The sequence below is a fragment of the Cellulomonas sp. RIT-PI-Y genome (assembly GCF_025642745.1).
Taxonomy (GTDB): domain Bacteria; phylum Actinomycetota; class Actinomycetes; order Actinomycetales; family Cellulomonadaceae; genus Cellulomonas.
On sequence record NZ_JANZKP010000009.1, the window covers coordinates 1 to 14,858 of the forward strand.

Annotated in this window: 13 protein-coding genes; 8 read left to right on the forward strand and 5 right to left on the reverse strand. The window is 72.8% G+C overall.

The window, feature by feature from the left end:
* The first annotated feature begins 55 nt into the window (after window positions 1-55).
* On the forward strand, window positions 56-3,097 hold the full coding sequence (locus OGL89_RS04840; protein WP_263118750.1) for a bifunctional [glutamine synthetase] adenylyltransferase/[glutamine synthetase]-adenylyl-L-tyrosine phosphorylase: 3,042 nt from the start codon (window positions 56-58) through the stop codon (window positions 3,095-3,097).
* Between the two features lie 22 nt (window positions 3,098-3,119).
* Here the strand turns inward: OGL89_RS04840 and OGL89_RS04845 are convergent, their stop codons facing one another.
* From OGL89_RS04845 to OGL89_RS04860, 4 genes are all read right to left on the reverse strand, one after another.
* On the reverse strand, window positions 3,120-4,307 hold the full coding sequence (locus OGL89_RS04845) for an AI-2E family transporter (RefSeq protein WP_263118751.1): 1,188 nt from the start codon (window positions 4,305-4,307) through the stop codon (window positions 3,120-3,122).
* Window positions 4,308-4,425: 118 nt separating this feature from the next.
* On the reverse strand, window positions 4,426-4,680 hold the full coding sequence (locus tag OGL89_RS04850; protein ID WP_263118752.1) for a helix-turn-helix transcriptional regulator: 255 nt from the start codon (window positions 4,678-4,680) through the stop codon (window positions 4,426-4,428).
* Window positions 4,680-5,291 (reverse strand): hypothetical protein, encoded by a 612-nt coding sequence (locus OGL89_RS04855; RefSeq protein WP_263118753.1) that lies wholly within the window; start codon window positions 5,289-5,291, stop codon window positions 4,680-4,682. The genes OGL89_RS04850 and OGL89_RS04855 overlap by 1 nt, the downstream gene beginning before the upstream one ends.
* A 105-nt stretch (window positions 5,292-5,396) precedes the next feature.
* On the reverse strand, window positions 5,397-6,764 hold the full coding sequence (locus tag OGL89_RS04860; protein WP_263118754.1) for a GNAT family N-acetyltransferase: 1,368 nt from the start codon (window positions 6,762-6,764) through the stop codon (window positions 5,397-5,399).
* 465 nt (window positions 6,765-7,229) lie between these two features.
* Here OGL89_RS04860 and OGL89_RS04865 point away from each other — a divergent pair, with 465 nt between their 5' ends.
* The 3 genes from OGL89_RS04865 to OGL89_RS04875 are packed head-to-tail and all read left to right on the forward strand — an operon-like array spanning window position 7,230 to window position 9,791.
* Entirely contained in the window at window positions 7,230-8,222 is a 993-nt protein-coding gene (locus OGL89_RS04865) for an ATP-binding cassette domain-containing protein (protein WP_263118755.1), read from the forward strand.
* Window positions 8,219-8,896, forward strand: coding sequence for a methionine ABC transporter permease (locus tag OGL89_RS04870; RefSeq protein WP_263118756.1), 678 nt, complete (start codon window positions 8,219-8,221; stop codon window positions 8,894-8,896). Before OGL89_RS04865 ends, OGL89_RS04870 begins: the two co-directional genes overlap by 4 nt.
* 49 nt (window positions 8,897-8,945) lie before the next feature.
* On the forward strand, window positions 8,946-9,791 hold the full coding sequence (locus OGL89_RS04875; RefSeq protein WP_263118757.1) for a MetQ/NlpA family ABC transporter substrate-binding protein: 846 nt from the start codon (window positions 8,946-8,948) through the stop codon (window positions 9,789-9,791).
* A 90-nt stretch (window positions 9,792-9,881) separates the two neighbouring features.
* Here the strand turns inward: OGL89_RS04875 and OGL89_RS04880 are convergent, their stop codons facing one another.
* Window positions 9,882-10,292: a MerR family transcriptional regulator gene (locus OGL89_RS04880; protein WP_263118758.1), complete on the reverse strand. Its 411-nt coding sequence runs from the start codon at window positions 10,290-10,292 to the stop codon at window positions 9,882-9,884.
* 101 nt (window positions 10,293-10,393) lie between these two features.
* Between OGL89_RS04880 and OGL89_RS04885 the strand changes: the two genes are divergently transcribed.
* The 4 genes from OGL89_RS04885 to OGL89_RS04900 all read left to right on the forward strand — a co-directional run bounded on the left by OGL89_RS04885 (window position 10,394) and on the right by OGL89_RS04900 (window position 14,723).
* Window positions 10,394-11,272: a PHB depolymerase family esterase gene (locus OGL89_RS04885; RefSeq protein WP_263118759.1), complete on the forward strand. Its 879-nt coding sequence runs from the start codon at window positions 10,394-10,396 to the stop codon at window positions 11,270-11,272.
* Window positions 11,273-11,323: 51 nt separating this feature from the next.
* Window positions 11,324-12,172 (forward strand): PRD domain-containing protein, encoded by an 849-nt coding sequence (locus OGL89_RS17120; protein WP_263118760.1) that lies wholly within the window; start codon window positions 11,324-11,326, stop codon window positions 12,170-12,172.
* A gap of 233 nt (window positions 12,173-12,405) precedes the next feature.
* Window positions 12,406-13,425, forward strand: coding sequence for a family 43 glycosylhydrolase (locus OGL89_RS04895; RefSeq protein ID WP_263118761.1), 1,020 nt, complete (start codon window positions 12,406-12,408; stop codon window positions 13,423-13,425).
* On the forward strand, window positions 13,422-14,723 hold the full coding sequence (locus tag OGL89_RS04900) for an oligosaccharide MFS transporter (RefSeq protein WP_263118762.1): 1,302 nt from the start codon (window positions 13,422-13,424) through the stop codon (window positions 14,721-14,723). The genes OGL89_RS04895 and OGL89_RS04900 overlap by 4 nt, the downstream gene beginning before the upstream one ends.
* The last annotated feature ends 135 nt before the right edge of the window (window positions 14,724-14,858 follow it).

Below are 14,858 nucleotides of genomic sequence, written 5' to 3' on the forward strand. Positions count from 1 at the left end.
GGGCCGAGCTGCCCGACCACGGGGCGACCGCACGGCTGGCGGTGATCGGGGTACGGTGGCGGGCGTGACTGCTTCGACGCCCCGGCGCGGGGGATCGCTGGCCGGACGGCTGACCCGGGCCGGGTTCGACGACGCGGCGAGGGCCGAGCGCCTGCTCGCCGACGGCGCACTGGCCGCGGTGCTGGGCGTGTCCGGTGCCGAGTCGGTGGCGGAGGTGCTGCTGCCGGCGCTCGCGGAGGCCGCGGAGCCCGATCTGGCGTTGTTGGCGCTGGCCAAGATCGCCGGGTCGGCGGGGGAGACGCTGACGCCGTTCCTGGTCGGGGACTCGCCCGCACGGCACCGGCTGATCGCGGTGACCGGGGCGTCGGTGGCGCTGGGCGACCAGCTGGCCGCGCATCCGGAGGATCTGGCGCTGCTGGCGGAGGACGTGCCGGGCACCGGGGTGGACGCCCGGGCGGTGCGAGCCGAGCTGCTGACCGCGGTGGGCGCCGACCCCGGGGCGCCGGTGCCGGTGGCGACCGGAACCGGCGGCACGGACCGGATGCGGCGGGCGTACCGGCGGCGGCTGCTGCGGATCGCGGCGACCGACCTGACCGGTGCCGAGCCGCTGACCCAGTTGCCCGCGGTGGCGGCGGCGATCGCCGATCTGGCGGCGGCCGCCCTGGAGGCGGCGCTCGCGGTGGCCCGGGCCGAGCTGCCCGACCACGGGGCGACCGCACGGCTGGCGGTGATCGGGATGGGCAAGACCGGCGGCCGGGAACTGAACTACGTCTCCGATGTGGACGTGGTGTACGTGGCGGAACCGGTCGAGGGCGCGGACGAGGCGGAGGCGCTGGCGGCGGCCACCCGACTGGCGGCGGGACTGGCGCGTGCCTGCGGCGGGCCGTCGGGGGAGCCGGAGCTGTGGCCGGTGGACGCCGCACTGCGCCCGGAGGGCAAGGACGGGCCCCTGGTCCGCACCCTGGACTCGCACCGGCAGTACTACCAGCGGTGGGCGAAGACCTGGGAGTTCCAGGCGCTGCTCAAGGCGCGACCGCTGGCCGGGGACGCCGACCTCGGCCGCGCGTACGTCGAGTCGATGAACCCGATGGTCTGGCAGGCGGTGCAGCGAGAGAACTTCGTCTCCGACTCCCAGGCGATGCGGCGCCGGGTGGAGAGCAACGTGCCCGCCGCGGAGGCGGACCGGCAGATCAAGCTCGGCAAGGGCGGCCTGCGGGACGTGGAGTTCACCGTGCAGCTGCTGCAGCTGGTCCACGGGCGCAACGACGACTCGATCCGGTCCGGCAACACGTTGACCGCCCTGACGGCGCTCGCGGAGGGCGGGTACGTCGGGCGGGACCACGCCGCGCAGCTCGGGGTCTGCTACCGGTTCCTGCGGGCGGTCGAACACCACAACCAGCTGCACCGGCTGCGACGCACCCACCTGATGCCGACCGCCGAGGCCGATCTGCGGCGGCTGGGCCGGACGGTGGGGATGCGCACCGATGCCGCGCAGGCGCTGACCGACCGCTGGCGGCAGGTGCGCCGGGACGTGCGGCACCTGCACGAGGAGCTGTTCTACCGTCCGCTGCTGCCCGCGGTCGCCCAGTTGTCCGCGGAGGAGGCGTCGCTGGCACCCGAGGCGGCGCGCGCCCGGCTGGCGGCGATCGGCTACCGGGACCCGGCGGGGGCGGTGCGGCACATCGCGGCGCTGACCGAGGGCGTCTCCCGGCGGGCGTCGATCCAGCGTCAGCTGCTGCCGGTGATGCTGGGCTGGTTCGCGGACGGCCCGGATCCGGACGGCGGGCTGCTGGCGTTCCGGCGGCTGTCCGACGACCTGGGCGGCACGCACTGGTACCTCAAGCTGCTGCGTGACTCCGGCACGGCGGCGCAACGGCTCGCGACCGCGCTGTCCACCTCGCGCTACGTCGCGGACGCGCTGCGCCGGTCGCCGGAGTCCGTGGTGTGGCTGGACGACGACGCCGAGCTGCACCCGCGGGGCCCGGAGCGGCTGGCCGGGGAGGCGGATGCGATCCTCACCCGGGCGCACGAGCCGGTGCCGGCGCTGACCGCGCTGCGCGCGCTCCGCCGCCGGGAGCTGGCCCGGACCGCGGTGGCGGACGTGCTCGGCGTGGTGACCGGCACCCGGGCGTCCCGCAGTCTGTCGGCCAGTGCGGACGTGCTGATCGCCGGCGCGCTGCGGGTCGCGCGGGCCGAGGAGCGCGCCGCCCGGCGACTCGACGTCGACCCGACCGCCCTGCTGGTGGTGGCGATGGGCCGGTTCGGCGGGCAGGAGATGGGCTACGCCTCGGACGCCGACGTGATGTTCGTGCACGACCCGGTGCCCGGGGCGGACCCGACGCTGGCCCAGACTTTCGCGATCGGGGTGGCGACCCGGCTGCGGTCGCTGCTCGGCGCGGTGGGTCCGGAGCCGACGCTGGAGGTCGACGCCGATCTGCGGCCGGAGGGCCGCAACGGTCCGCTGGTGCGGTCCTTCGACTCCTACGCCGAGTACTACGCGCGCTGGTCGCTGGTCTGGGAGAGCCAGGCCCTGCTGCGTGCCCGACCGGCGGCGGGCGACGACGAGCTCGCGGCCCGGTTCGTCGCGCTGATCGACCCGCTGCGCTACCCCGAGGGCGGGCTGGACCCGGCCGCGGTGCGGGAGATCCGGCGGATCAAGGCCCGGGTGGAGTCCGAGCGGCTGCCGCGCGGGGCGGACCCGGCCCGGCACCTGAAGCTCGGTCGCGGCGCGATCGCGGACGTCGAGTGGACCGCGCAGCTGCTCCAGCTCCAGCACGCGGCGGAGCTGCCCGGCCTGCGCACCACCGGCACCCTGGACGCCCTGGCCGCCGCGAGCGAGGCCGGGTTGCTCGACGCCGAGGACGCCGCGGTGCTGACCGAGTCCTGGGAGCTGGCCTCCCGGCTGCGGGACGCCCTGGTGCTGTGGACCGGCCGGGTCGGCGGCGCACAGGCGGACGTCCTGCCGCACGACCGGCCCTCCGTCGCCGGGATCGCCGCGGTGCTGGGCGCCCCGGGGTCGGCGGCGGAGCTGGAGGACACCTGGCTGCGCACCGCCCGCCGGTCCCGGGCGGTGGTGGAGCGGGTGTTCTACGACTGAGCCGCGCGACCACCGAGCCGCGCTACGACTCGGCGGGCTCGGGCTCGTCCTTCTTCCGGGCCGGGGGCTCGTCGGCCAGCAGCTCGGACTCGATCAGCTCGTGCCGGCGCAGGTAGGTCGAGGACACCGCCTGGATGGTCGCCACCACCGGCAGGGCCAGGATCGCGCCCAGCGCACCGAACAGCGCGCCGAACGCCAGGACGGACAGGAAGGCCACCGCGGGGTTCAGCTGCAGGGACTTCTGCGAGACCTTGGGCGTGAGGATCAGGTTCTCCACCTGCTGGTACGCCACGATGAAGACCAGCACGATCACGGCCTTGACCGGGTCGACCGCCAGTGCGACCAGCACCGGGGCCGCGCCGCCGATGTAGGTGCCCACCGTCGGCACGAACTGGCTGACCAGACCGGTGAAGACCGCCAACGGCAGCGAGTACGGCACCCCGAGCACGGTCAGGCAGAGGAAGGTCGCCACAGTGGAGATCGCGGCCAGGACCACGCGCGAGTTGATGAACCCGGCGACCTTGTCCTGGGACAGCTCCCAGATCCGCAGCACCTCGCGCTGCCGGTTCGGGGCGAGGTAGCGGCAGACCGCGGCGCGGAACTTCGGTCCCTGGCTGGCCATGTAGTAGACCACCAGCAGCACAGCGGTGAAGGTGAACAGGGTCCCGGCGACCGCTGCGGTGATGCCGACGACCTGGCCGCCGATGTCGTCCGCGTACCCACCGATGGTGCTGATCAGGTCACTGGTCCGCGGCACCTCGACGCCGAACTCGGTGTTCAGCCAGGCCGTCACCTGACCGTAGTACCGGGGCACCGACTCGACCAGGCTGACCAGCTGGCTGATGAACAGCCCGCCCATCAGCGCGATCATCCCGGCCGCGACCAGCAGCCCGCCGATCATCGTGATGCCGGTGGCCCAGGTGCGCCGGATGCCGTGCCGACCGAGCCAGAGGATCAGCGGCTCCATCGCCAGCGAGAGGAACCAGCTGATCACGACGATGGTGATGACGTTGCCGAGCAGTCCGGCCGCGCGCCACACCATGAGGCCGAGGAAGACCGCGAAGCCGATCATCAGCAGGGCGCGCGGCAGCCACCGGGGCGGGACGGGGGAGTGCCAGTGCGGCGGGAGCTCGCGCATCAGACGCCGCTCGGCCGGGGTCGGGCGCGGGGCGTCGTCGGACGCGGCGGGAGTGGTCGGCTGCGTGGGCATCGGTCTGCTCCGGTGCTCGTCGGGCGGGTGCGGGCTGCTGGGTGAGAGTAACGCCCGGGGGAGGACCGGCGGCCCGGCTCGTCGCCGCCCGGCGGGAACGGGCGGCCCGGCTCGTCGGCTAGCGCGCGAGGTGGGGCGGGCCGGCGTGCGGCGGGGCGACCACCAGGAGGTCGCCCACCTGGCAGCCGAGCACGTCGCAGATCGCGGTCAGGGTGGAGAACCGGATCGCCTTGGCGCGGTCGTTCTTCAGCACGGACAGGTTCACCACCGTCACACCGACCAGCTCCGCCAGGCGGGCCAGCGTCATCCCCCGTGCGGCGAGCAGCTCGTCCAGCCGGCAGTGCACGCGCCCGGCATCGTCCTGCGGCGGCATCAGACCAGGCCCTCAGTGTCGCGCTGCATCCGCTCGCCGGCCTTGAACACCGCGGCCAGGGCGCCGACCGCCATCGACACCAGGATCGGCGTGGAGGAGAACGGCCGGCCCGCGGCGTCGGCGACGGCCGGGTCGGCCATCTGTGCGAGGGCCCAGTTCGACGTCATCACCGCACAGCCCAGCTGCAGCAGCCAGGCCCCCGCGATCACCAGGGAGATCGCGGTGATGATGTGCGTCGCGGTCGAGGAGAAGAACCGGCCCGCGATCAGGTTCCGGCACAGTGCCAGCACCAGCAGCGTGATCGCGATGGTCGCGATCGGGACCACGACGACCGCGCCGAGTGCCAGAGCGTGCACGAACACCGGGAGGTCGGACACCGGGACGTCCGCCGAGGCGACCTGCGCCGCGACCGCCGTCCCGCCGGGGCCGATCGGCAGGTCCAGCTCGACCCCGGAGAGCAGCACGGTGACGTCGACCTCGCGGTTCGGCAGCAGCCGGGCGACCCCGCGTGTCAGCACGATCAGGTTCCACACCACCGCGACCGCCCCGACGATCACCACGCTCCACAGGTCGGCGGGCCGGGCGAACCAGGGTGACTGCTGCTGCGACATCTCGGACGCTCCGTCCATATCGTTGGTCGATAACATCGAGAAACGATATGCCCCGGCTCCGGTGCTGTCCAGCGGGCTCCGGTCGAGCGGGGGATGTGCGCGTCGTCAGGCGGCGGGAGGCAGGGTGCGCGAGGCCCCGGCGGGCGGTGCGACGGGCTGGGGCTGCGAGGAGGCCGCGCCCTCGTCGCGCAGGACGGGTGCGTGGGTCGGTCGCCCGGACACCTCCACCTCGGGGGTGCGCGCGCCCAGCGCGACCAGGCCGTCCCGTGGCTCGTCCCCGGCTGATCCGCGCACGGTCTGCTCGGCCAGTGCGACCACCTCCCGGGCCCGCGCCCGGGTCCGGGTGGACCACGCGGCGGCGCGCACGCCGGCCGGCCAGCCCGCGACCACGGTCCGGGGCAGCAGGCCGCCGGTCGCCACCAGCAGGTCGACCTGCGTGCGACGGTCGGGGAACAGTCTTGCTCCGACGGTGTAGCGCGCGTCGAAGCCGGGGTCGAACAGGGGAGCGTCGGTCCGGGTGAACACGTGGGTGAGGGCCGCCAGCCGGCCGATCGAGCCGGGGCTGTACCGGTGGTGCTCCTCCGCGTAGGCGTCCAGGAAACCGAAGTACGAGCCGCCCGAACGGAGCAGGTAGCCGATCCACAGCGTGCGGTCGCCGGCGCGCAGCCGGAGTCCGACCAGGTCGCCGGTCCCGCGGAAGCCCGACGTCACCTCGCGGAACCACCGCTCGCGCCGGGGGTGCAGACGGAGCGAGGCGCCGCCCGTCTCGGCGCGGCCCTTCCATCCTGCGTGCTGGAGCTCGACGAACTCGTCGTCCAGGACGTCGTCGTCGACCAGATCCGCGACCGCGGGGGCGCCGAGGTCCCGGGCGATGCCGCGCAGTCGTCGACGGGTGTTCTTGGCGTCGTCCGGCGCCAGATGGCCGAGCAACAGGGGCAGCGGGCCGTCCTCGGCGACCGGCGAGCGGCCGAGCACGGTGTGCCGCAGGGCGATCGGGGCGACGGTGCGACGCCGTTCGACCAGGCCCATCCGGGTGCCGGCGCAGACCGCGGCGAGGGCGTCCGCGACGGGACCGTCGGCGGGGACGTGCTGGAGCTGGAGCAGCCCGGGCAGTCCGGCGGCGCGCAGGCCGGTGAGCAGGGAACGCAGGGCGGCCGCCGGCCGGTCGCGGTCGAGCAGCGGATGGTGCCGGTCGGCGTGACTCGTCATGAAGTCGCCGCCGGTGGTGGTGGTGCGCCATCGCAGGCGTGCGTGCACCGGTTTGGTGGTGACGGCCAGGGCGCCCTGCCACTCGCCGCCGTCGTCGGCCACCAGGAGTCGCAGGTCGGCGGACTCGGGGAAGGCGGCGCGCACGGTGGCCAGGAATCGTGGGTCGAGGAACGCGTTCGGGCTGACGGCGCGGTCGGCGAGCCGCTGCCAGGACGCCAGGTCCGCGGGCGCCAGGGCGTCCAGGTCGATGATCCGTGTCCGCACGGCTGCCCCCCGAGTCGATGCCCGCCTGGTGCGGGCGAGTGAAAACTAGAGCCGGAACAGCGGGAGCGGGAGGGCAAACGAGTGAACAAATCGGGTGAAAACGGACATCACCCGAATGGGCCCGATCTCGCCAGGCGGACGAACGGAATGGGCCTCGGAAAGAGCGACGGGCCGGTGACCTGCGCGAAGGCGCGTCGATCCCGAGTGGCCCCTGACCGTCAGTCCGCCTGCCGTCCATCATGCGGACCGCGGTCTCATCAGGCGTCCGGCGGTTGCTACCGTCGCGCCATGAGCCGCAGCCGACGCACCCCTGGGGGTCGCTGCTGCCTGCCCACGGACGCCGTCGTCCGTGGCCGCTGTTGTCGGTTCTGATCCGACCCTGGCCGTGAACCACGGCCCTGCGCGCCGCACCGGCGCCCCTCGTGACGTCCCCGCACGCACCCCTCGCTGCCTGGAAGGGCTCCCATGTCTGCACCGCGCATCCAGATCTCCGGTCTGCGCAAGGTCTACGGCTCCGGCGACCGCGCCGTCGTCGCGCTGGACGGCGTCGACCTCGCGGTGGCACCGGGCGAGATCCACGGCGTGGTCGGCCGGTCCGGGGCGGGCAAGTCCACCCTGATCCGCTGCCTGACCCTGCTGGAACGACCGACGTCGGGCAGCGTGGTCGTCGACGGGGTGGACCTGTCCACGCTGTCCGAGCAGCGGCTGCGCACCGCCCGGCGCGCGATCGGCCTGGTGTTCCAGCACGTGAACCTGCTGGACTCCCGGACCATCGCGGCGAATGTGGCCTACCCGCTGGAGATCGCGGGTGTCGGGCGTTCGGAGCGTCGTCGCCGCGCCGCCGAGCTCCTGGACCTGGTCGGGCTCGGCGACCGCGCCGACGCCTATCCGGCCCAGCTCTCCGGCGGGCAGCGGCAGCGGGTGGGCATCGCCCGGGCGCTGGCCGCCGAGCCCGCGGTGCTGCTCTGCGACGAGCCGACCTCCGCGCTGGACGGCGAGACCACCCGCCAGATCCTGGCGCTGGTCCGCGAGCTCCGGGACCGCCTGGGCATCTCGGTCATCGTGATCACACACGAGATGGCCGTGGTCCGGCAGGTGTGCGACACCGTCACACTGCTGGACGGCGGCCGGGTGGCACAGCACGGCGCGGTGCGGGACGTGGTCGCCGACCACGGCAGCCGCCTGGCCCGGGAGCTGATCCCGGTGCCCGAGCTGCCGGTCGGTGCCGAGCGGTCGCTGCTGGAGGTGTCCTTCGACGACGCCCGCACCCCGGTGCGGGAGGTGCTCGCCGTGCTGGCCGGCCTGGGTGCGGGCGTGCAGGTCGCCGCCGGGGCGGTCGAGCAGATCGCCGGTCGCGGGGTCGGCCGGTTCCAGCTCGACGTGCCGGCCGCCGAACGCGACCAGGTGACCACCGCCCTGCGCGCCGCGGGCCTGACGACCACGGAGGCGACCCGATGAGCTGGTGGCAGGAGCTGATCTCCAACCCGGTGATCCAGCAGAAGTTCCCCGAGGCGACGCTCGAGACCGTCTACATGGTGGGCATCTCGGGCATCCTCACCGGCCTGCTCGGCGTGCCGCTCGGTCTGCTGCTGCACGCCAGCTCCACCGGCGGTCTCACCCCGAACCGCCCGGTCAACGCGGTGGTCGGGTTCGTCGCGAACATCATCCGGTCGATGCCGTTCCTGATCCTGATGATCGCGCTGATCCCGTTCACCCGGCTGGTGGTCGGCACCACGCTGCAGTGGCAGGCGGCCGTGGTGCCGTTGACGATCGGCGCGGTCCCGTTCTACGCCCGGCTGGTGGAGACCGCCGTGCGGGACGTGAACCCCGGCAAGGTCGAGGCCGCCCGCGTGATGGGAGCGACCCGGCTCAACATCGTGCGGCACGTGCTGCTCCGGGAGGCCCTGCCCGCCCTGGTGTCCAGCTACACCGTCACCGTCATCGCCCTGCTCGGCTATTCGGCCATGGCAGGCGTGATCGGCGCGGGTGGCCTCGGCGCCCTCGCCATCTCCTACGGCTACCAGCGGTTCGACAACGGCGTGATGTTCGCCTGCGTCGTCGTCCTGGTCGTCCTGGTCGTGGTCGTCCAAGCCGTGGGCGATCACCTGGCCCGGCGACTCGACCATCGCTGAGGCTGCGCTTTCGACGTCCGTGCTCTACCCAACCGTCCGGGAGGACATGATGAGGAAGACCTGGGGAGCCATCGCTCTCGCTGCCGCCACCACGCTCGCCCTGACGGCCTGCTCCAGCGGCGACTCCGCCGACGCGGACACCACCGCAGGGACGACGGAGGGCGGGGTCACCACGCTGACCATCGGCGCCAGCCCGACCCCGCACGCGGAGATCCTGGAGTTCGTGCAGGACAACCTGGCCGCCGACGCCGGGCTGGACCTGGACATCACGACCTACGACGACTACGTCCTGCCGAACACCGCGCTGTCCGAGGGCGACATCGACGCGAACTACTTCCAGCACCTGCCGTACTACACCGCGCAGGTGGAGGAGCAGGGCTACGACTTCGACCACTTCGAGGGCATCCACATCGAGCCCTACGCGGTCTACTCGAACACCTACGACGACATCGACTCGGTGCCCGACGGCGCGACGTTCGGGATCACCAACGACCCGGGCAACCAGGCCCGCGCGCTGGACCTGCTGGCCGAGAACGACCTGATCACCCTGGCCGACACCGGCGACGCCGACCCGACCCTGCTGGACATCGAGGACAACCCGAAGAACTTCGAGTTCATCGAGACCGCCCCGGAGTCCCTGGTCCGGGCGCTGGACGACGTCGACCTGGCGATCATCAACGGCAACTACGCCCTGGAGGCCGGTCTCAACCCGGTCGAGGACTCGCTGCTGATCGAGTCCGGTGAGGACAACCCCTACGCTAACTTCCTGGCGGTCCGCGCCGAGGACAAGGACAACCCGGCCCTGGTGAAGCTGGACGAGCTGCTGCACTCCGACGAGGTCAAGGCCTTCATCGAGGAGCGGTGGCCGGACGGCGAGGTGCTGCCGGCGTTCTGATCGGCGGAGTCCAGCACCGCCCCGGCCGCGAGGGGGAAGCGGCCGGGGCGGTGTGCTGTCCGGAGCCGGATCGGGTGGGCGGGAGCCGGTCTAGCCGTGCCGTCCGGCGGGACGCAGGTCCCGGATCCGCAGCAGGTCGGGGTCGGTGCTGGTGACCGAGCCGGGGTCGGCCAGGAACCGGTCCAGCGCACCGCGGGTGCGGGTGAGCTCCTCGATCCGGCGGCTGATCTCGTCCCGCACTCCGGCGACCGTCTCCTGGACCTGCTCGCGATCGACGGTGCTGTGGTCGCCGGTGGCGCACGGCAGCACCGCGCGCACGTCTTCCCGGGAGAACCCGAGGTCGAACATCGCGCGGACGGTGCGCACGACCTCGACCGCCTGCTCGTCGTAGTGCCGGTACCCGTTCGCCGACCGGTCCGACCCGATCAGGCCGAGCTTCTCGTAGTAGCGGATCGACCGGGTGCTGACCCCGGTGCGCCCGCTCAGCTCACCGATGATCACCGGTGTTCCTCCGACCTGGTTGACCTTGACACGATGTCACACCCTAGCGTCCGGGATCGCACGCCCATCAGCCGCGGCGTGCCTGATCACGAGGACATCGCATGCAGCACACCATCGACGTCGACGGACGGTCGCGCAGCTTCACCCTGGTCGAACCGGAGGACGGCCGCCCGGACGAGCCCCGCGACCTGATCCTGGTCCTGCACGGGTCGAAGCAGGACGGAGCCGGTCACCGCCGCTTCACCGGCGGGGCGTTCGACGCGCTCGCCGTCCGGGACGGTGCGTTGGTCGCGTACCTCGACGGGTACCGCGGCAACTGGAACGACGCGCGGCGGGAGAGCCGGTTCCCGGCGCGGGTCGAGGGTGTCGACGACGTCGGGTTCGTCCGGGCGGTGGTCGACCTGCTGGTCGGCACCCGCCAGGTGGACCGCCGTCGGGTGTTCGCGGTGGGGTACTCCAACGGTGGTCAGATGGTGCTGCGGCTCGTCCACGAGGCGCCCGCCGTGCTGGCCGGTGCCGCCGTCGTGGCCGCCACCCTGCCCGACCCGGACACCCTCGTGCTGACCGCGCCGGACCCCGATCCCGCGCCGATCCCGGTCCTGCTGGTCCACGGCACCAGCGACCCGATCGTCCCCTACGGGGGCGGGACCATGTCCTGGTGGGCGCGAGCGCTGTTCAAGGTGGGCGGCACCGCCCTGTCCATGCCGGACACCGCGCGCCACTTCGCCGTGCGCAACGGTGTCACCGCCGCCCCCACGACCACCGCCGTGGGTGCCACCGGAACGGCTCGCACCCGGGTGGAGCGCACCGACTACCGCCAGCCCGGACTGCCGCCGGTGGTGCTCTACACGGTGCGCGGCGGCGGCCACACCGTCCCGGGTCCGACGCGCGCGCCCCGGGTGCTCGGCCGGACCGCCACGGACGTGTCCACGGCGGAGCTGATCCGCGAGACGTTCGGGATCGGGCGAGCGCCGCGCTGACCGATCGACGGTGCACTGGACCCGGTGCCGGTCCGGATGCGACCGTGACCCGTGCGCGTCACCAAGGTCTTCAACAACAACGCCGTCCTCGGGCTCGACCCGGTCGGTGGCGAGCGGGTCCTGCTCGGCACCGGCATCGGCTTCGGGGTGCGCCCCGGTGATCCGGTCGACCCCGCGCTGATCGGCAAGACCTTCGCGCCCACCCATGGCACCCCGCCCGAGCGGCTGGTCCGGCTGCTCGCGGACATCCCCGCCGAGGACCTCGATCTGACCGCCGCGGTGCTGGACGACGTGCAGGACGTGCTCGGTCCGGAGGCCGCCGAGCACGTCCTGCTCCCGCTCGCCGACCACGTGAGCTTCGCGCTGCGCCGAGCCCGCGAGGGGGCTCCGGCGATCGAGTACCCGTTGCAGTGGGAGGTGCCCACCCTCTACCCGGCCGAGGTCGCGTTGGCCCGGCGGGCGCTGCGCGTGATCGAGCGTGAGCGCGGGGTCCGACTGCCGGACGCGGAGGCGGTGCCGGTGGCGCTGCACTTCGTGAACGCCCAGCTCGGCACGGCGGACATGTCGCAGACCGTCCAGCTCACCCGGGTGCTCACCGAGGTGCTGGAGCTGATCGGCCGGGAGCTCGGCGCCCCGGTGGACCCGGACTCCGCGGTGACCGCCCGGTTCGTCACGCACCTGCGCTACCTGGTCGTCGACCTCCGGGCGGCCCGGGCCCCGCGGGCGGCGGCGGACGACCAGATGGGTGCGGCGCTGCGGGACGCGCGGCCCCGGGAGTGGGCCTGTGCGGAGCGGGTGGCGGCCCTGGTGGGGGAGAGATTCGGCCGGACGGTCGACCCGGCGGAGGTCCCCTTGCTCGCCCTGCACGTGGACCGCCTCGCCGCCGAGACGCCTTCCTGACCGGCTCCGCTGCGGCCCTGCGTCGCGGGAGCGGACGGCATGACGAGCCGAGCGCTCGAGGCGGCACGGGCTGATCCGCCGACGGGGAGATCGGGCGCCGCCCGCGCCGGGACCCAGGTCCCGATCCTCGATTGGACACGGCGACGTATCGTGTGTGAGCGTTAACATTACAACGATGTAGAAACACTCCTCCGTGGCCGACGACGCCCCGGGGGTCTCGACGAGGAGACGATGTGACGAACGAGGTCGGCGTCAATCCGATCGTGGTGCAGCGGGCCGATCCGTGCGTCCTGCGCCACGACGGGCAGTACTACTTCACGGGCTCGTACCCGGCCTACGACCGGATCGTGCTGCGCCGCGCGGAGCGCCTGGAGGACCTGCAGGCCGCGGACGAGGTGACGATCTGGACCCGGCACGACGCGGGTGCGCAGTCGCACCTGATCTGGGCGCCGGAGATCCACCGGGTGGGCGACACCTGGGTGATCTACTACGCCGCCGCCCCGGACGACCACGGCACCGCCGACGTGCCGGGAACCGCGGAGACGTTCAACCACCGGATCTTCGCGTTGACCAGCACGGACGAGGACCCGCTGACGGCGCGCTGGGTCGAGCGGGGTCAGGTCGACACCGGGTGGGAGTCCTTCGCGCTGGACGCCACCAGCACGGTGATCGCGGGCCGCCAGTATCTGATCTGGGCGCAGCAGGCCTTCGACGTGCGCGGTCACTCCAACCTCTACATCGCCCCGATGGCGGACCCGTGGACCCTGGCCGGCCCGGCGGTCGAGCTGAGCCGCCCGGAGTTCGACTGGGAGGTGCGGGGCTTCTGGGTGAACGAGGGTCCCTCGGTGCTGGTCCACGGGGACCGGGTGTACCTGACCTACTCGGGCGCGGCGACCGGGATCGACTACGCGATGGGTCTGCTCACCGCGGAGCTGGGGTCGGACCTGCTGGACCCGGCGTCGTGGACCAAGAGCCCGGATCCGGTGTTCGTCTCCGACCCGTCGGCGGGTCAGTACGGCCCGGGCCACAACTCGTTCACCGAGCTGCCGGACGGCACCCCGGTGCTCGTCTACCACGCCCGCACCTACACCGAGATCGCCGGCGACCCGTTGCGCGACCCCAACCGGCACGCCCGTGCCCAGGTCCTCCGGTTCGACGCCGAGGACCGCCCGGTCTGGGGCACGCCCGTCCCGGACACCCGTCCCGTCCCCACCAGCACCGCCATCCTGAGCCCGAGCGGAGACCCCCAATGAGCGCCACCCCCTCCACCGCCGTCCGTCCCTGGGAGTCGCTCAAGCGCGGCGTGTTCTGGAACTACGGCGGACTGTTCTTCTTCTACTTCGCGATCTGGCAGCTGGCCTTCACCTTCCTGCCGCTGTGGCTCGCCCGCGAGGGGATGCGCCCCGGTGCGATCGGTGTGGTCAGCACGGTCTCCGCGATCACCGCCCTGGTCCTGCAGCCGATCTACGGCTACCTCCAGGACCGGCTCGGCTTCAAGAAATACCTGTTCGCGTTCGTCGTGCTGTGCGCCGCGTTCATGGGCCCGTTCTTCGTCTTCGTGTTCCAGCCGCTGATCGGCGTCAACGAGTACCTGGCCGCGGTGGTCGGCGGACTCTTCCTCAGCCTGTGCCTGAACTCGGGCGTCGGCGTGGTCGAGGCGTTCTCCGAGCGGGCCAGCCGCGCCAACGGCTACGAGTACGGCCACGCCCGGCTGTTCGGCTCCCTCGCCGGTGGCACCGCCGCCCTGGTCGGCGGCTTCATCTGGGCCGCCAACCCGAACAGCATCTGGTGGGCCGGGTCGGTCTCCGCCATCGTGCTCGGCACCCTGCTGTTCATCGCCCGCGTGCCGAGCACCCCGGTCGACGCCACGACGAGCGCAGACGGCGCTGAGACCAGCGGCGGCACCCGGATCACCAAGGCCACCATCCTGGGCCTGATCAAGGACCGGAACTTCCTCGGCTTCGTCATCCTGATGTTCGGCACCGCCGCGCTCTACGACGTCTTCGACCAGCAGTTCCCGAACTACTTCGCCACCTTCGTCGCGAGCGGCGACCCCGAGGTGCTGTTCTCCCGGGTGGTCGCGGTCCAGATCTTCGCCGAGGCGGCGTTCATGGTCGCCGCGCCGTTCATCGTCAACAGGATCGGCGCCCGCAAGGGCCTGATGGTCTTCGCTGCGATCCTGCTGGTCCGGGTGCTCGGCTCTGCGTTCTTCACCCACGAGTGGCTGCTGATCGCCTGGCGCCTGCTCGCGGCGATCGAGATGCCGTTCCTGCTGGTCTCGGTGATGAAGTACATCACCCGGATGTTCGACGTCCGGATCTCCGCGACGGCGTACATGCTCGGCTTCAACTTCGCCAAGCAGATCGGCATCGCGATCTTCGCGACCGTGTTCGGCGCCTCCTACGAGGCGATCGGCTTCGCGCACTCGTACCTGATCATGGCCGGGGTGATCCTCGCGGTGACGCTGGTGGCCCGGCTGCTGATGTCCGACGACCGCACGCACCGCGCCCCCGGCGAGCTCGAGGAGACCGCGGTCGAGGCCCGAGCCTGACCCGCGCATGGACGAGGGGCGCCTCCTTGGTGGGGGCGCCCCTCGTTCAACCGGCCATCTGCCGCACCCGCTCCGATTGCAGCACCAGCCGCACCTGCTCGCCCGCCGGGTCGCGACCAGCATCGAGGCGAGCGG

Coding starts and splice junctions, on each gene's coding strand:
- OGL89_RS04870 (WP_263118756.1), top strand. CDS start 8,219: ATGAGCTGGTGGCAGGAGCTGATCTCCAACCCGGTGATCCAGCAGAAG.
- OGL89_RS04850 (WP_263118752.1), bottom strand. CDS start 4,680: ATGCCGCCGCAGGACGATGCCGGGCGCGTGCACTGCCGGCTGGACGAG.
- OGL89_RS04865 (WP_263118755.1), top strand. CDS start 7,230: ATGTCTGCACCGCGCATCCAGATCTCCGGTCTGCGCAAGGTCTACGGC.
- OGL89_RS04845 (WP_263118751.1), bottom strand. CDS start 4,307: ATGCCCACGCAGCCGACCACTCCCGCCGCGTCCGACGACGCCCCGCGC.
- OGL89_RS04855 (WP_263118753.1), bottom strand. CDS start 5,291: ATGTCGCAGCAGCAGTCACCCTGGTTCGCCCGGCCCGCCGACCTGTGG.
- OGL89_RS04900 (WP_263118762.1), top strand. CDS start 13,422: ATGAGCGCCACCCCCTCCACCGCCGTCCGTCCCTGGGAGTCGCTCAAG.
- OGL89_RS04885 (WP_263118759.1), top strand. CDS start 10,394: ATGCAGCACACCATCGACGTCGACGGACGGTCGCGCAGCTTCACCCTG.
- OGL89_RS04875 (WP_263118757.1), top strand. CDS start 8,946: ATGAGGAAGACCTGGGGAGCCATCGCTCTCGCTGCCGCCACCACGCTC.